This is a genomic window from Aeromonas sp. R2-1, from assembly GCF_040908425.1.
Lineage (GTDB): Bacteria > Pseudomonadota > Gammaproteobacteria > Enterobacterales > Aeromonadaceae > Aeromonas > Aeromonas caviae.
The window spans coordinates 77,459-97,934 of record NZ_JBFODR010000042.1 but is presented as its reverse complement, the minus strand read 5'-3'; the positions used below and the strand labels follow the sequence as shown (position 1 = coordinate 97,934).

The 20,476-nt window shown below is 62.5% G+C and carries 17 protein-coding genes; 11 read left to right on the top strand and 6 right to left on the bottom strand.

Going from position 1 to position 20,476, the window contains the following annotated elements; translation table 11 throughout:
* Positions 1–83: 83 nt before the first annotated feature.
* From acs to AB5Y80_RS15635, 7 genes are all read left to right on the top strand, one after another.
* Positions 84–2,030, top strand: coding sequence for an acetate--CoA ligase (acs, locus tag AB5Y80_RS15665; protein WP_039040306.1), 1,947 nt, complete (start codon positions 84–86; stop codon positions 2,028–2,030).
* A 283-nt stretch (positions 2,031–2,313) separates the two neighbouring features.
* The gene (gene aroQ / locus AB5Y80_RS15660; RefSeq protein WP_039040307.1) at positions 2,314–2,763 is read left to right on the top strand and encodes a type II 3-dehydroquinate dehydratase; all 450 of its coding nucleotides are present in this window, start codon (positions 2,314–2,316) and stop codon (positions 2,761–2,763) included.
* 36 nt (positions 2,764–2,799) lie between these two features.
* Positions 2,800–3,261 carry an acetyl-CoA carboxylase biotin carboxyl carrier protein gene (accB, locus tag AB5Y80_RS15655; RefSeq protein ID WP_010675405.1) on the top strand — a complete coding sequence of 154 codons (462 nt, stop codon included), beginning with the start codon at positions 2,800–2,802 and terminating at the stop codon, positions 3,259–3,261.
* A 15-nt stretch (positions 3,262–3,276) separates the two neighbouring features.
* On the top strand, positions 3,277–4,617 hold the full coding sequence (gene accC, locus AB5Y80_RS15650) for an acetyl-CoA carboxylase biotin carboxylase subunit (RefSeq protein ID WP_039040308.1): 1,341 nt from the start codon (positions 3,277–3,279) through the stop codon (positions 4,615–4,617).
* 268 nt (positions 4,618–4,885) lie between these two features.
* Positions 4,886–5,134 carry a YhdT family protein gene (locus AB5Y80_RS15645; RefSeq protein ID WP_039040309.1) on the top strand — a complete coding sequence of 83 codons (249 nt, stop codon included), beginning with the start codon at positions 4,886–4,888 and terminating at the stop codon, positions 5,132–5,134.
* Positions 5,124–6,581, top strand: coding sequence for a sodium/pantothenate symporter (panF, locus tag AB5Y80_RS15640; protein WP_042014456.1), 1,458 nt, complete (start codon positions 5,124–5,126; stop codon positions 6,579–6,581). The genes AB5Y80_RS15645 and panF overlap by 11 nt, the downstream gene beginning before the upstream one ends.
* Positions 6,582–6,668: 87 nt before the next feature.
* Positions 6,669–8,093 carry a PTS transporter subunit EIIC gene (locus AB5Y80_RS15635; protein WP_201925255.1) on the top strand — a complete coding sequence of 475 codons (1,425 nt, stop codon included), beginning with the start codon at positions 6,669–6,671 and terminating at the stop codon, positions 8,091–8,093.
* Here the strand turns inward: AB5Y80_RS15635 and AB5Y80_RS15630 are convergent, their stop codons facing one another.
* On the bottom strand, positions 8,094–8,966 hold the full coding sequence (locus AB5Y80_RS15630; protein WP_180344901.1) for a LysR family transcriptional regulator: 873 nt from the start codon (positions 8,964–8,966) through the stop codon (positions 8,094–8,096).
* A gap of 100 nt (positions 8,967–9,066) precedes the next feature.
* Between AB5Y80_RS15630 and AB5Y80_RS15625 the strand changes: the two genes are divergently transcribed.
* From AB5Y80_RS15625 to AB5Y80_RS15615, 3 genes are all read left to right on the top strand, one after another.
* Complete coding sequence (locus AB5Y80_RS15625; protein ID WP_279986651.1) at positions 9,067–10,083, top strand: zinc-binding alcohol dehydrogenase family protein; 1,017 nt, start codon at positions 9,067–9,069, stop codon at positions 10,081–10,083.
* A 531-nt stretch (positions 10,084–10,614) separates the two neighbouring features.
* Positions 10,615–11,493 (top strand): 50S ribosomal protein L11 methyltransferase, encoded by an 879-nt coding sequence (gene prmA / locus AB5Y80_RS15620; RefSeq protein ID WP_039040314.1) that lies wholly within the window; start codon positions 10,615–10,617, stop codon positions 11,491–11,493.
* Positions 11,494–11,808: 315 nt separating this feature from the next.
* Positions 11,809–12,357: a sugar O-acetyltransferase gene (locus tag AB5Y80_RS15615; RefSeq protein WP_301481655.1), complete on the top strand. Its 549-nt coding sequence runs from the start codon at positions 11,809–11,811 to the stop codon at positions 12,355–12,357.
* A gap of 20 nt (positions 12,358–12,377) precedes the next feature.
* Here AB5Y80_RS15615 and AB5Y80_RS15610 read toward each other — a convergent pair whose 3' ends face one another.
* From AB5Y80_RS15610 to AB5Y80_RS15600, 3 genes are all read right to left on the bottom strand, one after another.
* Positions 12,378–13,457 (bottom strand): methyl-accepting chemotaxis protein, encoded by a 1,080-nt coding sequence (locus AB5Y80_RS15610; RefSeq protein WP_048207046.1) that lies wholly within the window; start codon positions 13,455–13,457, stop codon positions 12,378–12,380.
* A 549-nt stretch (positions 13,458–14,006) separates the two neighbouring features.
* Complete coding sequence (locus AB5Y80_RS15605; RefSeq protein ID WP_368173167.1) at positions 14,007–14,555, bottom strand: NAD(P)H nitroreductase; 549 nt, start codon at positions 14,553–14,555, stop codon at positions 14,007–14,009.
* Positions 14,556–14,662: 107 nt separating this feature from the next.
* Positions 14,663–16,690, bottom strand: a complete 2,028-nt coding sequence (locus AB5Y80_RS15600; RefSeq protein WP_368173166.1) for an FAD-dependent oxidoreductase — start codon at positions 16,688–16,690, stop codon at positions 14,663–14,665.
* 322 nt (positions 16,691–17,012) lie between these two features.
* Here AB5Y80_RS15600 and sppA point away from each other — a divergent pair, with 322 nt between their 5' ends.
* Positions 17,013–18,857 (top strand): signal peptide peptidase SppA, encoded by a 1,845-nt coding sequence (sppA, locus tag AB5Y80_RS15595; RefSeq protein WP_139739626.1) that lies wholly within the window; start codon positions 17,013–17,015, stop codon positions 18,855–18,857.
* Positions 18,858–18,919: 62 nt separating this feature from the next.
* Here the strand turns inward: sppA and AB5Y80_RS15590 are convergent, their stop codons facing one another.
* On the bottom strand, positions 18,920–19,477 hold the full coding sequence (locus AB5Y80_RS15590; protein ID WP_010675420.1) for an NUDIX domain-containing protein: 558 nt from the start codon (positions 19,475–19,477) through the stop codon (positions 18,920–18,922).
* Positions 19,474–20,277 carry a DUF2989 domain-containing protein gene (locus tag AB5Y80_RS15585; RefSeq protein ID WP_368173165.1) on the bottom strand — a complete coding sequence of 268 codons (804 nt, stop codon included), beginning with the start codon at positions 20,275–20,277 and terminating at the stop codon, positions 19,474–19,476. The genes AB5Y80_RS15590 and AB5Y80_RS15585 overlap by 4 nt, the downstream gene beginning before the upstream one ends.
* Between the last annotated feature and the right edge of the window lie 199 nt (positions 20,278–20,476).

Below are 20,476 nucleotides of genomic sequence, written 5' to 3'. Positions count from 1 at the left end.
ATCCAAAAGTCTAATTGCCCTCGGGAACCAAAGGTATAAGTTGTTACTCAATCATTAAGAAAATGTATTCACAGGAGTGAGAGATGAGCGAGAGCAAGGTCTACCCGGTCAAGGCCCACATCGGCAACGGCGCCCTGCTGGACAAGGAAGGTTATGAAGCCATGTATCAAGCGTCGGTGCAGGATCCGGACGCCTTCTGGGGGGAGCAGGGCAAGATCCTTGACTGGATGACCCCCTACACCCGCGTCAAGAACACCTCCTACGATCCGGGCCACGTCTCCATCAAGTGGTATGAGGATGGTCTGCTCAACGTCTCGGCCAACTGCCTGGATCGTCATCTGAGCGAGCGCGGCGACAAGGTCGCCATCATCTGGGAAGGGGACAACCCAGCTGAAGATCGCAAGATCACCTATCGCGAACTGCACGCCGAAGTGTGCAAGTTTGCCAACGTGCTCAAAGCCCAGGGGGTCAAGCGTGGCCACATGGTCTGCCTTTATATGCCCATGGTGCCGGAGGCGGCCATCGCCATGCTGGCCTGTACCCGCATCGGGGCCGTGCACAGCATCGTCTTCGGCGGCTTCTCGCCGGAGGCGCTCTCGGGCCGCATCATCGACTCCGGCGCCTCCGTCGTCATCACCGCCGATGAGGGGTTGCGAGGCGGTCGCCCCATCCCCCTCAAGAAGAACGTGGATGAGGCCCTTACCCACCCGGATACCAAGGTCAGCAAGGTGATCGTCCTCAAGCGCACCGGTGGCAACGTGGCCTGGCACGAGCACAGAGACATCTGGTGGCATGATGCGGTCAACGCCGCCAGCCCGGATTGTCCGCCCGAAGCCATGGGCGCCGAAGATCCCCTGTTCGTGCTCTACACCTCCGGCTCCACCGGCAAGCCCAAGGGTGTGCTGCACACCACGGGCGGCTATCTGGTCTATGCCGCCCTCACCTTCAAATACGTGTTCGACTACCACGAAGAGGACATCTACTGGTGTACCGCCGACGTGGGTTGGGTCACCGGTCACTCCTATCTGGTCTACGGGCCGCTGGCCAACGGCGCCACCACCGTCATGTTCGAAGGGGTGCCCAATTACCCGGCCACCAACCGCATGAGTCAGGTGGTGGACAAACACCAGGTCACCATCCTCTATACCGCCCCCACCGCCATTCGCGCACTGATGGCCAAGGGCAAGGAGGCTGTCGAAGGCACTTCCCGCACCAGCCTGCGCATCATGGGGTCGGTGGGTGAACCCATCAACCCGGAAGCCTGGGAGTGGTACTACCGCACCATCGGCGACGAGCGCTGCCCCATCGTCGACACCTGGTGGCAGACCGAGACCGGCGGCATCCTCATCACTCCGCTGCCCGGCGTCACCGCGCTCAAGCCCGGCTCGGCCACTCGTCCCTTCTTCGGAGTACAGCCTGCTCTGGTGGACAACCTGGGTGAGCCACTGGAAGGCGCCACCGAGGGCAACCTGGTGATCACCGACTCCTGGCCCGGCCAGATGCGTACCGTGTTCGGCGATCACGAGCGCTTCGAGCAGACCTACTTCTCCACCTTCCCGGGTCGCTACTTCACCGGCGACGGTGCCCGTCGCGACGAGGACGGCTACTACTGGATCACCGGCCGGGTGGATGATGTACTCAACGTCTCCGGCCACCGCATGGGCACCGCCGAAATCGAGTCCGCTCTGGTGGCCCATCCGAAGATCGCCGAAGCGGCGGTGGTGGGCGTTCCCCACGAGATCAAGGGACAGGGCATCTACGCCTATGTCACCCTGATCGCCGGGGAAGAGCCGAGCCGCGAGCTGCACAAGGAAGTGAAGGAGTGGGTGCGCAAGGAGATTGGCGCCATCGCGACCCCGGACGTGATCCACTGGGCAGAAGGGCTGCCCAAGACCCGTTCCGGCAAGATCATGCGGCGCATATTGCGCAAGATCGCCACCGGCGAAACCGACAGCCTGGGGGATATCTCCACCCTGGCGGATCCGGGGGTCGTGGACAAGCTGATCCGCGAGAAGTCGGAAGCGGCGTGAGTCTCTTCCCCACGTCAACAGAGCCGGCCACGTGCCGGCTTTGTTGTCTTCGGGATCCGGACAGAGCAGAGTTCGGTGGCAGGCAGGGCTTGCGGGCAAACCAGGCCAATAAATAGCCAGATGTAGAGATTAGACCAGTAAAATGCTGCTAATTTTCACGAAATCAATATAATTGCGAAATCTGTGTGTCAGGGCACACCGATTTGTGCAAAAATTGGCTAGATTTTTGGTAGTCCAAAGATAGCTGATAGATAGCAGCATAATCATCGAGGATGTACTCAATATGTCGCAACATCACCGAATCCTCCTGCTTAACGGCCCCAATCTGAATCTGCTGGGCAAGCGGGAACCGGGAATCTACGGCAGCAAGACGCTCGATGAGATCGTCGCCGATCTGACGCGCAGCGCCAGCGAACTCGGTGTCACCCTGGAACATCTGCAATCCAATGCCGAGCACGAGCTGATCGGCCGAATCCATCAGGCCATGGGCCAGGTGGATTTCATCATCATCAATCCCGCCGCCTTCACCCATACCAGCGTTGCCCTGCGCGATGCCCTGCTGGGTGTGGCCATCCCCTTTATCGAGGTTCACCTGTCAAACGTTCATGCCAGGGAGCCCTTCCGTCATCACTCCTATCTGTCTGATGTCGCCAAGGGGGTGATCTGCGGGTTGGGTGCCGATGGTTACCAATTCGCTTTAACCGCGGCCGTGCATCAGTTGCGCGCGGCTTGATAATCACTGATCAGATAAAGAAGAAAGAGAATGCTAATGGATATCCGCAAAATCAAGAAGCTGATTGAACTGGTTGAAGAGTCCGGCATCGCCGAGCTGGAAATCTCCGAAGGGGAAGAGTCCGTTCGCATCAGCCGTAATTTCTCCGGCCAGGTTAGCGTTGCCCCGCAGATGATCATGCCCCAGGCCGCAGCTCAGGTTGCCGCACCGGTTGCCGCTGCTCCGGCAGCAGCCGCTGCACCTGCTGCCGATGCCGCCCCGAGCGGTCATCTGATGCGCTCCCCCATGGTGGGCTCCTTCTACCGCTCCTCCAGCCCGGAAGCCAAGCCGTTCGTGGAAGTCGGTCAGCACGTCAATGTCGGCGACACCCTGTGCATCGTCGAAGCCATGAAAATGATGAACCAAATCGAGTCTGACAAGGCCGGCGTGATCAAAGCGATCCTGGTTGAAAATGGTCAGGCCGTCGAGTTTGACGAGCCGCTGTTCATCATCGAATAAGGGAAAATGCCACCCATGTTGGACAAAGTAGTCATCGCCAACCGCGGTGAAATTGCCCTGCGGATCCTGCGCGCCTGCAAAGAGCTCGGGATCAAGACAGTGGCCGTTCACTCCACTGCCGATCGGGAGCTCAAGCATGTGCTCCTGGCGGACGAAACCATCTGCATCGGCAAACCTGCCAGCGGTGAGTCCTACCTCAATGTGCCGGCCATCATCGCCGCCGCCGAGGTGACCGGTGCCGTCGCCATCCACCCGGGCTACGGCTTCCTCTCCGAGAATGCCGACTTCGCCGAAGTGGTCGAGAAATCCGGCTTCATCTTCATCGGCCCGCGCGCCGAGACCATTCGCCTGATGGGTGACAAGGTCTCCGCCATCGAGGCGATGAAGAAGGCGGGCGTGCCCTGCGTACCCGGCTCCGACGGCCCGGTGGACAACGATGCCAAGCGCAACGCCGCCATCGCCAAGCGGATCGGGTATCCGGTGATCATCAAGGCCGCCGGTGGCGGTGGTGGTCGCGGCATGCGCGTGGTGCGCAACGAGGCCGAACTGGCCTCCGCCATCGCGCTGACCAAATCCGAAGCGGGCCAGTTCTTCAAGAACGACATGGTCTACATGGAGAAGTACCTGGAGAACCCGCGCCACATCGAGATCCAGGTGCTGGCTGACGGTCAGGGTACCGCCCTCTATCTGGGTGAGCGGGACTGCTCCATGCAGCGCCGTCACCAGAAGGTCGTGGAAGAGGCGCCGGCCCCCGGCATCACCGAGGAGATGCGCAAGTTCATCGGTGAGCGCTGTGTGCGCGCCTGTCTCGAGATCGGCTACCGCGGTGCGGGTACCTTCGAGTTCCTGTACGAGAACGGCGAGTTCTATTTCATCGAGATGAACACCCGTATCCAGGTGGAACATCCGGTCACCGAGATGGTCACCGGCGTCGACCTCATCAAGGAGCAGCTGCGCATTGCCGCCGGTCAGCCCCTGTCGATCACCCAGCAGGACATCCGCATCCGTGGCCATGCCATCGAGTGCCGGATCAATGCCGAAGATCCGGCCACCTTCCTGCCCTCTCCTGGTCTCATCCAGCGCTTCCACGCGCCGGGCGGCCTGGGCGTGCGCTGGGAATCCCACATCTATGCGGGTTACAAGGTCCCCCCCTACTACGATTCCATGATCGGCAAGCTGATCTGCTACGGGGAGAACCGCGACGTGGCCATCGCCCGCATGCGCCACTCCCTCGACGAGCTGGTGGTGGAAGGGATCAAGACCAACATCGCCCTGCAAAAAGAGATCATGAAGGACGAAAACTTCCAGCACGGTGGCACTAACATCCACTACCTGCACAAGAAGTTGGGTCTGTAATGGCTTGAGGCCCGACCCATTGAGCAAGGTGGCCGCATGAGCAGCCACTACCTGCACAAGAAGCCGGGTCTGTAATGGCTTGAGGCCCGACCCATTGAGCACGGTGGCAGCACAGAGCGGCCACCACCTGCACAAGAAGTCGGGTCTGCAAAGACCCCTTTCATCGGGAAATTGCGCGATCCACCCGGATCGCCAACGTAAAAAAGGGCCATGGCGACATGGCCCTTTTTTGTTATTCTTGCGCCCCGCTCACTCGTCGGAGGCCACAGTGAACCGTTTCGCACTCGCCCGTCGGGAAGCAGCCTTCTGCCTGCTGCTGACCCTGCTCTACTTTGTCGCCTGGTATGGCTCGGCGTATTTCATCCCCGAGGATCTCGAGCTGTGGGACCTGCCTCTCTGGTTCCTGCTCAGTTGCATCCTGATGCCCCTGCTGTTCATCGGCCTCTGCGCCCTCATGGTGGATCGCCTGTTCGTCGATATTCCCCTGGATAGCGAGGTACCACCCCATGAATCTTGAGCTGATGCTGCCGCTCTGCATCTACCTGGTGCTGGTACTGGGGGTCGGTTTCTGGGCCAGTCGCCACCGGACCGGCGGCAACTTCATGCAGGAGTACTTCATCGGCAACCGCAGCATGGGGGGGCTGGTGCTCGCCATGACCCTGGTGGCCACTTATACCTCTGCATCGTCCTTCATCGGCGGGCCGGGTGCCGCCTACAAGGTCGGCCTCGGCTGGGTGTTGCTGGCGATGATCCAGCTGCCCACCGTCTGGCTCACCCTGGGGGTGCTTGGCAAGAAGTTCGCCATCATCGCCCGCCGGGTCAACGCGGTGACCATCAACGACATGCTGTGGGCCCGCTACCAGAGCAGGGCGGTGGTCGTGCTGGGTTCGGTCACCATCATCCTCGCCTTCATCGCCACCATGGTGGTGCAGTTCATCGGCGGCGCCCGCCTGCTGGAAACGGCGACCGGCCTCAGCTATCAGCAGGGGCTCTTCCTGTTTGCCAGTTGCGTGCTGCTCTACACGGTGATCGGCGGCTTTCGCGCCGTGGTGATGACGGATGCCCTGCAGGGCATCGTCATGCTCATCGGCACTGGCGCCCTGCTGGCGGGCATCCTCATCGCCGGTGACGGGTTGCCGAATCTTGTCCACCAGCTCAAGGAGATAGATCCCAAGCTGGTGAGCCCCCAGGGGGCCGGCGACATGCTGACCCAGCCCTTCATGCTGAGCTTCTGGGTGCTGGTCTGCATCGGGGTGGTGGGCTTGCCCCACTCGGCGCTGCGCTGCTTTGGCTACCGGGACAGCAAAGCGCTGCACCGGGGCATCCTCATCGGCACCATCGTCTGCGCCCTGCTGATGTTCGGCATGCACCTGGCCGGGGCACTGGGCCGCGCCATCCTGCCCGGCATGGACAGCCCGGACAAGATCATGCCCTCCCTGATGATGGAGGTGCTCCCCCCCTGGCTGGCCGGGGTCTTCCTGGCGGCCCCCATGGCGGCCATCATGTCTACTATCGACTCCCAGCTGATCCAGGCCTCCGCCACCCTGGTGAAAGATCTCTACCTCAATTACCTCAACCCCAGGCAGGAGAAGCTGGAGGTCCGGGTGCCGCGCCTCTCCCTGCTCTGCACCCTGATCCTGGGTACCCTGGTGCTGCTGGCGGCGCTCCAGCCCCCCGAGATGATCATCTGGCTCAACCTGCTCGCCTTCGGCGGCCTGCAGGCGGTCTTCCTCTGGCCCCTGGTGCTCGGCCTCTACTGGTCCAGGGCCAACGGCCCGGGAGCCCTGGCCAGCATGGTCTGCGGCATCCTCTGTTACGGTACCTTGAGCCAGTGGGGGATCAAGGTGGCCGGTCTGCACGCCATCGTCCCGAGCCTGGCCCTTGGCCTGGCGGCCTTTGTCCTGGTCAGCCTGCTCACTCCTGCCCCGGATCAGCGTGTCCGTCGATTGTTTGATCAAAATTAAGAAAAGGATCAATAAAGGAAGGCTCGCCTATTCCCAAATGGGGGCTCACGGGTAAAATGTGCGCCACGTCACAAATACCGTGCCCCCATGCCAGTCCAGAACGCCAGAAAGATCCTGACCCAGTCCCTGCAGCGCCTCGGCTATGCCCTGTTGCTGCCCGTCTCCATCCTGCCCCTGGCCGCCCTGCTCCACCGGCTCGGCCAACCGGACGTGCTGGATCTCGCCGTGCTCTCCCTCGCCGGTCGCGCCCTCTTCAGCCAGATGCCGCTCATCTATGCGGTGGCCATCGCCTTCGGGTTGAGTCGCCAGGGGCAAGGAGCCCAGGCGCTCGCCGGTGCGGTCAACTTCCTGCTGCTGAGCTCGGCGCTGGGCACCCTGGTGCCCGGGCTGCATGCGGACATGATCTGCGGCCTGCTGGCCGGGCTGGTCACCGCCATGGTCTGCTCCCGGTCCCGCGCTCTGCGGCTGCCGGGCTGGTTGCGCCCCCTGCAGGAAGATCTGCCGGGCATGCTGCTCTCGGCGCTGGCCTGCCTGCTGCTGGTGATCCCCCTCTCCATCCTCTGGCCGCTGCTGGAACAGGGGCTCACCCTGCTCGCCTCCGATCTGCTCACCACGCCATTTGGCGCCTTCTGCTACGGCGTGCTGAACCGACTGCTGATCCCCCTCGGCCTGCACCAGGTGCTGGGCAGCCTCATCGGGCTCGGGGAGAGCAACCTGCAAGCCCTCTCGACCGCCCAGCCGCTGCATGAAGGCTATGTGGCCGGGCTCTATCCGGTCATCATGTTCGGCCTGCCCGGTGCCTGTTTTGCCATCTGGATCCATCGCCAGCGGATGCAGCAACTGCCCCAGGGAGGGTTGCTGCTCACCCTGGCGCTCACCTCGGCACTGGTGGGCATCACGGAGCCCATCGAGTTTCTGTTTGCCTTCACCGCACCCTGGCTGTTTCTGGCCCATGCCCTGCTGACCGGGCTGTCGCTGGCCATCTGCAGCGGGCTCGACATCCAGGTGGGCAGCTACTTTTCCGCCGGATTGCTGGACCTGGTGCTGAGCTACCACGCCGGTCTGCACAGCTTCTGGCTCATCCCCCTGGGCATCCTCTTCTTCGTCGTCTATGCCCTGCTCTTCTCCCGGCTGCTGGAACACGCTCCCCTCAGTCTGCCGGGCAAGCCCATCGCCGAGGATCTCTCCCGGCTCGCGACCGTGGCCCCCACCGATCCCCAGATGCTGGCTATCCAGTACCTCAAGATGCTGGGGGGCATGGACAACCTGCAGGCCATGAGCGTCTGCCTGACCCGCCTCAGCCTGCGGGTTCGCGACATGGCCCTGGTGGATCAATCCTGCCTGGCCAGACTGGGCTGCCTCTCCTGGGTCGTGCTGAACGAACATCAGCTGGTGCTGGTGCTCGGCCCCCATGCCGGCCTCATCGAAGGGCAGATCCGCATGCTGGCGGAACGCCAGTCGGTCCCGCTCGGTCTCGAACCGGCTCAGGCTCCCCTTGGCCAGCACCAGTGATCAGGCGAAGGGAAGACGCTCGGCCACGAAGTCCATCAGGCTGCGAAGGGCGGGGGCCAGGTGTTCCCGGCTCGGGTAGATGAGATAGAAGGGGTTCACCGGGACCAGGAGATCCGGCAGCACCTTGAGCAGTCGCCCCGCCGCCAGATCGTCGCCGCAGACATGGGCCGGCAGCAGGGCAATCCCCCCGTCATGGAGTGCCAGCTCCCGCAGCGCCAGCAGGCTGTTGCTCTGGCAGGCCCCGCGAGGGCGCCAGCCCCCCTCCTGCAATGGCCACACCGGCAAGGAGCCATGTACCAGGCAGGCGTGTCCGGCCAGCTCTGAGAGCTGGAGCGGCGTCCCGTTGGCAGCCAGGTAACCGGGAGATGCCACCAGATGGCGCGCCACCTGGCCGATGCGCCGGCAGATGAGGCTGGAATCTTTCAGCGGCGCCGCCCGCAGCGCCAGATCGTAACCTTCCCCCACCAGATCAAGCTGTTCATCGCAAAGGGTCAGCTCCAGCACCACCTCGGGGTAGAGGGCGCGAAATTCGGCCAGTATCCGGCCAAGCAGCAAGGTTCCCGTGGCTTCGGGAGCAGTGATCCGCACCCGCCCTCCAGGAGCCGCGCGCAACCGCGCCATCGCCAGGTTGGCACTACGCGCCAGTGCCAGCAGCTCCTGACAATGGGTCACATAGACCTCCCCCTGGGGCGTCAGGCTGAGCCTGCGGGTGGTGCGTTGCAGCAACCTCACCCCGAGCCGGGATTCGAGGCGCGAGATCTTCTGGCTCACCGAGGACTTGGGCATGCCGAGCACCTCGGCCGCCCCGGTGAAGCTCCCCTGCTCCACCACGGTGGCGAACAGCCCCATCAACTCCAGTTCGACATTGTTCATTTATTCAAACAGTCTTTACCAATTACCCATCTTAATCTTGATAATTATCCAGACTAGAGTGAGTGGCAATCCCGAACACTGCTATTTGAAAGGAAAAGCCATGAAAGCCATCGCCCTGACTCACTATCTGCCAAGCAACCACCCCCACTGCTTCATCGAGAGCGATCTGCCCGATCCGACACCGGGCCCGCGGGATCTGCTGGTACGGGTCAACGCCACCTCCATCAATCCGGTCGACACCAAGGTACGCGCCCCCAAGGACAAGGTCGAAAGCAGCCCCCGCGTACTGGGCTGGGACGCCGTGGGCGAGGTGATCGCCGTCGGTAGCGACGTCACCCTGTTCAAGGCCGGTGACAGGGTCTGGTATGCCGGCGACATCAGCCGCCCGGGCAGCAACAGCGCCCTGCAACTGGTGGACGAGCGCATCGCCGCCATCGCCCCAGTCACCCTGACCGATCTGGAAGCCGCCGCCCTGCCGCTCACCGCCATCACCGCCTGGGAAACCCTGTTCGAGCGCATGAGCCTCACCCGCGAAAGCACCGGGCGACTGCTGATTATCGGGGGCGCCGGCGGAGTCGGTTCCATCGCCATCCAGCTCGCCCGCCAGCTCACCGGCATGGAGGTGATCGCCACCGCATCGCGCCCCGAAACACGGGAGTGGTGCCTGGACATGGGGGCCCACCAGGTGGTGAGCCATCACCATCTGCAGGCGGAGCTCAAGGCTCTCGGCATCAACGAGGCGGATGCCATCTTCTGCACCAACGCCACCGAGCAGCACTGGAACACCATGGCCAGCCTCATCCGTCCGTTTGGCCACATCTGCACCATCGCCGAGTCCAGTGACCCCTGGGATCTGGGTCTGCTCAAACCCAAGAGCGTCACCTTCAGCCAGGAGTTCATGTTTACCCGCTCCCTGTTCCAGACCCCGGACATGATAGAGCAGCACAACCTGCTCGGCCGGGTCGCGGCCCTGATCGATGAAGGGGTGCTCAAGACCACCCTCAGCAAGGTGGTGCCCGAACTGACGCCCCTCACCCTGGCCCGGGCTCATGCCGAGCTGGAAGCGGGTCGCATGGTGGGCAAGCTGGTGATCGACATGAGCGGCTTCCATCGCTGAGGCACAGCCCAAGCGGGCCTTACCGTCCAGCCTATTCCCTTGTAGGTAAATAAATGCACCATCATGGGGTGAAATCACCAGTGACAAGCCCCAAGAGTGCACAGCCCCGCAGGTGACCTTTGTCCCTGACGGGGCATCTCCCCCGAAAAAACCATAAAAAAGAGGCCATCCCGTCGGGATGGCCCTAAAAACCTGAACGTTGGGGTAACAATCACACACATATCCTTATGCAGGACATCTGTAACTTTGCAGATAGCGTGCCAATCTCTGCCTTTCCCTCCCAATTAACCGCTTTTCAGCGCACCGGCATAAAAAAAGCCACCCGAAGGTGGCTGAAAAAAGATGACGGAACTTCATAGAGCAAAGCATTCAGCGGGAACAAGTTGCTTCCCGTCACCCATGAAGGAATACATTAACCGTGCCAACTTGGCAGAGTTACCTCCCTTCCCCATGAGGCCATGGTCAAACCACGACAGCACGGGCCCATGATGATAGAATCCCGCGGTTTCACATTTATGAAGAGCCGACGCCATGCCCTGGATACAAATTCGAATCAACGCCACTGCCAAGACCGCAGACAAGGTGAGCAACATGCTGCTGGGGCGTGGGGCCCAGGCGGTGACCTTTATGGATGCCAAGGATGTGCCCGTCTATGAGCCCATGCCCGGTGAAACCCCGCTCTGGGGCGAGACCGAAGTAATGGGACTGTTCGATGCCGAAACCGATCCGGCTCCCACCATCGCCTTCTTCCAGCAGATCTTCGGCGAAGACGTGGGCTACAAGGTCGAACAGCTGGAAGACAAGGACTGGGTGCGCGAGTGGATGGATCACTTCCACCCCATGCAGTTCGGCGAGCGGCTCTGGATCTGCCCGAGCTGGCGCGACGTGCCGAACCCCGATGCGGTCAACGTCATGCTGGACCCGGGCCTGGCCTTCGGCACCGGTACCCACCCCACCACGGCGCTCTGCCTGCAGTGGCTGGACGGGCTGGATCTGGCCGGCAAAACCGTGGTCGACTTTGGTTGCGGCTCCGGCATCCTCGGCATCGCCGCCCTGAAACTGGGGGCTGCCCGGGTCATCGGCATCGACATAGATCCGCAAGCCATCCAGGCCAGCCGTGACAACGCCGAGCGAAATGGCGTAGCCGACCAGATTGAACTCTACCTGCCGGCGGATCAGCCGCAAGACGTCGAAGCGGACGTGGTGGTCGCCAACATCCTGGCCGGCCCGCTGCGGGAACTCGCCCCCCTCATCGCCGGTCACGGCAAGGCGGGCAGCCTGATGGCCCTCTCAGGCGTGCTGGAAAGCCAGGCGCCAGAGCTGGAGACCATCTATGGCCAGTGGTTCGAAATGGACCCGACTGCGGTGAAGGAAGAGTGGTGCCGCCTCTCCGGCCGCAAATTCGGCTGATAAACAACAAGCCACGGTGGCTGGCCGCACACTCGGCTGATAAGCAACAAGCCACGGTGGCTGCCAACCCATCAGCCACACACTCGGCTGATAAGCAACAGGCCACGGCAGTTGCCAACCCATCAGCCGCACACTCGGCTGACAAGCAACAGGCCACAGCGGCAACACTTAGGTCGCTGAACGGCAAGGGCACCCCAGGGTGCCCTTGCCATTTCCGGACGCCCATTCTCCTTCTGCCCACTCTGGGGAGAGCCTCACGCTTCTCTGCCTCCCGATGGCTTATCCTCTCTTCCTCCACCCCATCGAGGCCCAGTCATGACCGAATACGAGAAGATGATCGCCAGCCAGCCCTACAACTGCATGGCGCCAGAGCTGGATCTGTTGCGCCGGGAGACGGCCCGCCTGTACCGCCGCTTCAATCGCAGCGACGAGGAGGATGAACAGCTGGCGCTGCTGCAGCAGATCGTCGGCGACCTGGCACAGGGTGCCTTCATCTGCCCGCCCCTCTACTGCACCTATGGCCGCCACATCCACCTTGGCAAGGGCAGCTACATCAACATGGGGGCCACCCTGCTGGACAATGCCCCCATTCACATCGGTGCCGAGGTGATGATTGGGCCGAACGTGCAGATCTACACCGCCGCCCATGCGCTGGACGCCGATGAGCGTATTCAGGGGGTTGAGACGGCGCTGCCGGTCACCATCGAAGACAGGGTCTGGATTGGCGGCGGCGCCATCCTGCTTCCCGGCGTCACCATAGGGCGGGAAGCCGTCGTGGGTGCGGGCTCGGTCGTGACAAGAGATGTACCGGCCGGTGCCAGGGTGGCAGGCAACCCGGCACGGCTGCTGCCAGTCAAAAGTTGAGCGGAAGGCCCGAGGCTCGCTCAGGCGCTTTCCAGCAAGCGGTCGATACAGTGCACCACCTGCATGCTGGCGTTTTCCATGGTCTTGAGCTGCTCGACCATCCCTTTGATATCGCCCTGCTCGCGCGCGTGCAGGGCGGCCTTGCCGCTCTCGTGGACCCGCTTGTGGGGCCCGTCCAGTTCACGAAAGCCCGGCTTGTGGGCGAAGAGCTCCGCACCCTGCCCCTCGAAATACCATTTACCCAGCCTACACTGAGCGTGGTCGCTCACCGGCTCGTGAAAATGCTGCTGATCGATGAGCCGATAGATGGTGTTCTTCCAGACGGCGTGATCCAGCTTGGTGGTATTGAGGAAGGAGGTGGAGGCCGCACTGTGGATCACCTGCTGCATCCGGCCTGATTGTGCCAGCACCTGGGTCACCACCACATCGATCTGGGAGGAGGAGGTCGCCACCTCGGCGGCACTGGCCTGGTTGTCATCGATGATGGACTTGATCTCCTGCGCCTGGGCCACTATCTGTCTGACCAGCACCTCGATCTGGCTGCTGGCCTCATGGGCCTTGCTCGCCAGCTGACGCACCTCATCGGCGACCACGGCGAATCCACGGCCAGCCTCACCGGCCCTGGCCGCCTCGATGGCCGCATTGAGTGCCAGCAGGTTGGTCTGATCCGAAATGCCCTGGATGGCGGTCACGAACTGGTTGATGGCGGATGTGCTGGCATCGAGCTGATGGACGGCTGCGAGGCTGCGAGCCGCCTCATCCGTGATGGCATGGGCGCGATCGGAGAGACGGGTGATGGCGCCCCGGGTCTGGGCAAAGAGCTGATCCAGCTCGCAGAGCGCGCCCTTTTCCGCCATCAGGTGCTCGGCACTGCCAGCCAGCGCTTCCCGCACGCTCTGCAGCATCTCACCTCCCTGGTTCTGGCAGGAGATCACCTGATTGAAGAGATCGCCACGTTCCCGGCTGGTGCGCTGCATGTGCTCGTATTCACCGATGGTGGCACGCAATTCGGCCAGCTCGCGCTGGTGCTGCTGCTCTTTGAGAAGCATCGCCTCCCTGAGCTGTTGATTCTCTTTTTCAAGCTTGCGGTTGAACCACATATGGCCTCCGGATGGCAAAGGTGCGGACAGTCGACGTCGAAGGGAAGCCTCTGGCTCTCTTGTCTCTGCCGATGCTGGCGGATCCCGGGCCGGATTTCACCTGCAAATGCAGGATATTTGACCCTGACCCTGATTCCAATCGAGGCCACATCAATGACTGTGCAAAAGATCGCCACAAAGGGGCCGGGTGAGGTAGAGAAGAGGCAGAGGAGAGGCAGAGGAGAAAGAACGTTGACGTGCCAGCCCTACAAAAAATGAAGCCCAATGTCATCAAGACGTTGGGCTCTAAAAAGGTGCTACGGAATTGCGACTCTCATCGCAGAAAATTAGAAGGGGTCACCTTCTAAACTGGCAGTGGGATAATAACGTGGCGCAAACGTTTTACATAGCGTAATAAACCAGGAGTGAGAAGAATCTCTCACAATTCAAAAAATGTCCGGCCAACCCCCTTCTACCCTCTTGGCAAGTGCGCATTTATCAGTACAGCCTGACGGCTTTGTCAGAAAACAAAAAAGCCCTGAATAATCAGGGCTTTTGGCGTTCTGTGCTTCAGAAGCTGCGCACGAAGTCCTGGATGGGCAACTCGCGCAGCTTGCGGGCCTCCAGCATGGGGGTGCCAAGGTAGAGGAAGCCCACCAGTTGATCCTCCGGTGCCAGCCCCAGTGCACCATGGATCTGCTCGTCGAAGATGAACCAGCCGGAGCGCCAGATGCCGTTGAAGCCCTGGGCCTGGGCCGCCATCTGCATCGCCATCAGGGCGCAACCGGCAGAGAGCTCCTGCTCCAGTTTCGGTACCTTGGGGTGCGCCTGATAACGGGTCGCCACCGCGATCACCAGGGGAGCACGCAGTGGCGCGGCGCGGCACTTCTCGACACTGTCCGCATCCTCGCCACGGGCATGGGCGGCATCGGCCAGCAATGTCCCCAGACGCTTACGCCCCTCCCCTTCAAACAGGATGAACTGCCAGGGGGTCAGGGTGCCGTGATCCGGCGCCCGCAGCCCGGCCTTGAGGATATTTTCAAGCACTTCGCCACTCGGGGCAGGCTCGGCCAGACGACCACAGGAGTGGCGATTGAGTAACAAATGGAGGGCATCCATGGGGCAGTTCCTTGTCAAAGGCGATGATGGCGCTACCTTAGCACAGCACCAGATGAAGAAAACCCCTGAGGTTCAGGGGTTTGTCAGGATACGAAAGGGCCGGGAGGCTAGATGACGGCAGCCAGCTCCGCCCCTTGCCGGATGGCGCGTTTGGCATCCAGCTCGGCGGCCACGTCGGCACCGCCGATGATGTGCACCGGCTTGCCAGCGGCCTGCAGACCGGCCTGCAACTCCTTGAGGGGCTCCTGTCCGGCACAGATGATCACCTGATCCACCGGCAGGCACTGCTGCTGGTCGCCCACCTGGATGTGAAGCCCGGCATCGTCGATACGCAGGTACTGGACGCCGGAGAGCATCTGCACCTTGCGATTCTTGAGCACGGTGCGATGGATCCAGCCGGTGGTCTTGCCAAGGCCGTCGCCCACCTTGCTCTCCTTGCGCTGGAGCAACCAGATCTGGCGCTCGGGGGCATCGATTTCGGGGGTAGTCAGGCCGCCGCGCTCGCCGAGCTGCTTGTCGATGCCCCACTCCTTGAGCCAGTGATCGCGATGACTTGCGGCATCCGGCGATCCTCTCTTCTCCACCAGGTATTCGGCCACGTCAAAGCCGATGCCGCCGGCGCCGATCACCGCCACCTTCTCACCCACCGGCTTATGATCACGCAAGACATCGAGGTAGCTCATCACCTTGGGGTGCTCGATACCCGGAATGTTGGGAGTGCGCGGGCGGATGCCGGTGGCGAGGATCACCTCGTCAAAACCGCCGCCCAGCAGGCTCTCGGCACTCTGGCGCTGGCCAAGATAGAGCTCGACGCCGCACTTCTCCAGCCGTTTGGCGAAGTAGCGCAGGGTCTCGTGAAACTCCTCCTTGCCCGGGATCTGCTTGGCAAAGTTGAACTGGCCGCCGATTTCGCTCGCCTGATCGAACAGGCTCACCTGATGGCCCCGCTCGGCGGCGTAGCAGGCAAACGCCAGCCCCGCAGGACCCGCCCCCACCACCGCCAGCTTCTTGGGCTGGGGCACCCGGCCAAACGTCAACTCGGTCTCGAAACAGGCGCGGGGATTGACCAGGCAGGAGGCACGCTTTTGCTTGAACACGTGGTCGAGGCAGGCCTGGTTGCAGGCGATGCAGGTGTTGATCTCGTCCGCCCTGTCTTCAGCCGCCTTGATGACGAACTCGGGGTCCGCCAGGAAGGGGCGCGCCATGGAGACCATGTCCGCCTCCCCCCCCGCCAGGATGCGCTCCGCCACCTCGGGGGTGTTGATGCGGTTAGTGGTGATGAGGGGCACCTTGAGGTGCTTTTTCAGCTCGGCGGTCACCCAGCTGAAGGCACCGCGCGGCACGCTGGTGGCGATGGTGGGAATGCGCGCCTCGTGCCAGCCGATACCGGTGTTGATGAGGGTGACCCCCACCTGCTCCAGTGCCCGGCCAAGGGCGATCACTTCCTCAAGGGAGGAGCCCTGCTCCACCAGATCCAGCATGGAGAGGCGGAAGATGATGATGAAATCCGTGCCCACCCGCTCCCGCATGGCGCGGACAATCTCCACCGGGAAGCGCATGCGGTTTTCGCTGCTGCCGCCCCAGCCATCGGTGCGCTTGTTGGTGCGTTCGCAGATGAACTGGTTGATGAGATAGCCTTCCGACCCCATCACCTCGACCCCGTCATAACCGGCCGCCTTGGCCAGCGCCGCAGTGGCGGCGAAGTCGCGAATGGTGCCGCGGATCTGCCGCTCGCTCATGGCCCGCGGCTTGAACGGGGAGATGGGAGCCTTGAGGGCGCTCGGCGCCAGGCTGAACGGATGGTAGGCGTAGCGGCCCGCATGAAGGATCTGCAGCGCTATCTTGCCCCCTTCCTGGTGCACTGCCTCGGTCACCTTGCGGTGTTTGGCTACCTGCCAGGGAAAGCTCAGCTGGGAGCCGTGGGGCACCAGCCGCCCCCGCAAATTGGGGGCGATGCCGCCGGTCACGATGAGACCGACCCCGCCACGGGCCCGCTCACCATAGAAGGCGGCCAGCTTGTCAAAGCCCCCCTTTTCCTCCTCGAGCCCGGTGTGCATGGACCCCATCAGTACGCGGTTGCGCAACTGGGTAAAACCCAGATCGAGGGGGGTCAGCAGCGTGGGATAACGGCTCATGATGCACTCCTTGTCGAGGTCGATGTGCACGGGGTCATGCTCCAGCCTTCCTGGCTGCCTCGGGTGACGGGCAGTAAAAAGAAGGGGGTGGGTGGAGATGGGGCCGGCTCATCGGGCCTTTCAGTTAATTTTTTGTTATCAAACGGGAGCTAGAGTAAAGAATCGAAAACTCTTTTTCAAACAAATGTTTGGACATTTTTTCAGCGAACAGCCGTGTTCCGAAGTGGCGGGGAGGCAGTCGACTCAAGGGGAAATGGCAATTGGCTGCGCAACTGGTTAATAATGGCTGCTCTCAACCCATTAACAGGGCGACAACGCAGCTATGTCTATTTTCAAAGGTCTGGGATGGCTCTTTCGCAGCCTCTGGCGCCTGCTCAACTTTACCCGCTTGATGCTGGTCAACCTGCTGTTTCTTCTCGTCGTGCTGGTCATTGTCTTCAGCGTCAGCCAGAGCGAGACCCCAAGCACCCCCATCGAAGGGGCGCTCACCCTCAATCTCTCCGGTGTGCTGGTAGAACAGCGCACCCAGACCGATCCCACGGTGCAACTGCTCAGGCAGATGGACAAGGGGGACGAGCAGCCAAGCGAAATCGTCCTCTCCGATCTGCTGTGGGCCATCAAGAGCGCGGGGAATGACGATCGCATCAAGGCGCTGGTGATCAAGCCCCAGGGTCTGCAAGGGGCCAGCCTCTCCAAACTGCAGGAGGTGACGGCCGCCATCGACGCCTTCAAGGAGAGCGGCAAGCCGGTCATCGCCATGGCGGACTACTACAGCCAGGGGGCCTATCTGCTCGCTGCCCACGCCGACCACGTGCTGCTCAACCAGAGTGGTGCCGTGCTGATCGAGGGGCTGGGTGTCTACCAGACCTATTTCAAGTCGGCACTGGAGAAGCTCAATATCACCCCGCACGTCTTCAAGGTCGGCACCTACAAGTCCTTCGTCGAGCCCTACACCCGGGACGAGATGTCCCCCGAGAGCAAGGAGGCGAACCAGCGCTGGCTGGATCAGCTGTGGCAATCCTATGTGGCCGACGTGGCGGAGCAGCGGGAGATCGAACCTGATGCCGTGGCACCGAACAAGGATCACTTCCTCGAACTGCTGCGCAAGGCCGGTGGCAATGCGGCCAGCTACGCCCTCGACAACGGTCTGGTGGATCAACTCGCCACCCGCGACGAAATGACCCAGGCGGTGATCAAGGAAGTGGGCGAGGCCGATGACCACGGCTGGAAGGGCGTGGGCTTGAAAGAGTATCTGGCCGCCATCCCGGAACAGTACCCCCAGAGCGGCAAGGATGAGGTAGGCCTCATCACCGCCAGCGGCGCCATCATGGATGGCGTCCAGCCTGCCGGCACCATCGGCGGCGACAGCCTTGCCGATCTGCTGGCCGAGGCCCGCCGTGACGATCAGGTGAAAGCCGTGGTGCTGCGAGTGGACAGCCCCGGCGGCAGCGCCTTCGCCGCCGAGCAGATCCGCGCCGAATTGCTGGCCCTGAAACAGGCGGGCAAGCCGGTGGTCATCTCCATGGGCAGCTACGCCGCCTCCGGTGGCTACTGGATCTCCGCCGATGCGGACAAGATCTTCGCCTCCCCCACCACCCTCACCGGTTCCATCGGGGTGTTCGGCATGTTCGCCACCATCGACAAGGCGCTCTCCCAGTACGGGGTACACACCGACGGCGTCGGCACCACCGACTTCGTGGGGGTCGGGCTGACCCGTGCCCTGCCGGATCACGTGGGTGAAGCCATTCAACTGAGCGTGGAAGACACCTATCAGCGCTTTGTCGGCCTGGTGGGCAAGGGCCGGGGCCTTAGCCCGGAAGAGGCGGAAAAAGCCGCCGAAGGCCGGGTCTGGACCGGGCAGGATGCCAAGGCACTGGGGCTGGTGGACGAGTTCGGCAATCTGGATGACGCCCTCAAGGCGGCCGCCGATCTCGCCAACCTCAAGAGCTGGCAGGTCACCCCCATCGCACCGGAAGAGTCGGCCAGGGACAAGTTCCTGCGCGAGCTGTTTGACAGCAGCGCCCAGGCGCTGGCCCCGCACCTGCAAAGCTGGCTGCCCACCGGGCTTGGCAAGGCGCTGCTGGAGATGAACCGCGGTCTGGACCCGCTGACCCGCTTCAACGATCCCCAGGGCACCTACGCCTTCTGCCCGGTCTGTCTCCCCTGACGCCGGGGACAGCCATAAAAAAACCGCCGACAGGCGGTTTTTTTATGGGGCAAGCGGCCTTGTCAGGTCAGCAAGCCGGACGCTTGCCAGCGGTGCAACTCTGCCAGCACCCGGGTCTCTCGCGCCGTCCACTGGGGACAGGGACCCGCCAGCTGGGTCTTGTTGGTCTGCAGGGCCTCGGCCAGGGGGAACCAGCCCGGCGTGAAGCCGAGGCGGATCTCGTAGGGCTGGGGGCGCGGCGCACTCCAGTCCTCCCCGACCCGGCAGAGGTAATAGGACGATCGGATGCAGTAGGCATCGTAATCCGGCTCGCGCGCGGCACGATACTCCCGGGTCTCTCCCAGCAGGGGGCCCACGGCCACCAGCTCGGCGCCACACTCTTCCCGCAGCTCCCGGGCCAAGGCCGCATCGTGCGCCTCCCCGTGCTCGATGCCGCCACCGGGGAACATGAGATCCCCGTTGACGCGGGAGTGCACCAGCAGCAGTCGATCACCACGCATCACCACGGCCCTCACCGTGGCCCGTTCAAGCACCCTGTCCTCGCCGCGGATCTGGCCGTGGACGAGGCGGATATCGAAGGGATGGGCCCACTCCCGGACCTCTGTCAGGGTCGGATTCATGGTGTGCGGTAGCTCCCCTGCCTGAGTGCGTCGACGATGGTGGCCGCCTGGTCGTCCAGCGTCTCCTGCTCCTCCTTGCCGATGGCATGGTAAATGCCGAGCCGGGTGGCGGAGACCTCGGGGCTCTCCTGGAATGACTCGCTCACCTTGCCCCACAGATAGGCCTGATCAAATCGCTTCTGCCCCATGTAGAGGGTGCTGAGGGCGGTGAGGATCCGGCTGTTGACCTTGTCCCCCTCCCGATAGAGGGAGAGCGCATGGTGCATCAGCCTGATGGCCTTCTCGGGCTCGCTCTTGGCATAGATGCCGCCGAGCGCCAGTTGCAGCTCGGGCTCCTCGAGGCTCGGCGTCCCCTCCTGCGCGAGGAAGCTGGCGCGGGCCTCGGGACTGGTGTTGTTGGTCCAGTGCCAGAGCAGCAGGTAGGGATCCTGGGAACCCCGGGTCTGCGCATCCAGTTGCTCCAGTTGACGGCCGGCGGCCAGCATCCCTTCCACTCTGGGGCTCTTCTGCTCCCTGGCCCGCTTGTACTCGATGTTGGTGGAGTGCTCGGCGCACTGCAGATAACGCTCCAGGCCGCGCATCAGCTCGTACTTGCGCCTGTCCGTCCCCTCTTCCTGGAGATAGTAACGACCGCGAATGACGTCGCTGCGCTCATAGCGACACCAGCCGTCGTCCACCAGGTCCGCGCACAGGGCGGGATATTGGGAGCAGATGTTGTGGATCCTGTCGTCGTCGCAGGCCGTCAACGTCAGGCAACAAGCGAGGGAAAGCAGTAACGGACGCTGTGAGAATAGGGTCATGGTTCACATCTGGTTGATAACAATCGCAACCCGCACCGGCCACCGCCAACTAGCAAACAGGCTACATATCCATTACAATGCGCGCGCCGTATAAGGCCGCGATTGCAGAATAATATAACGAAACCATCAGCCCTACACTGATCTGCCTTCGACGAATTTCAATTTGCCTAGGCAACTTGCTTCAACAACGTGAAATAAA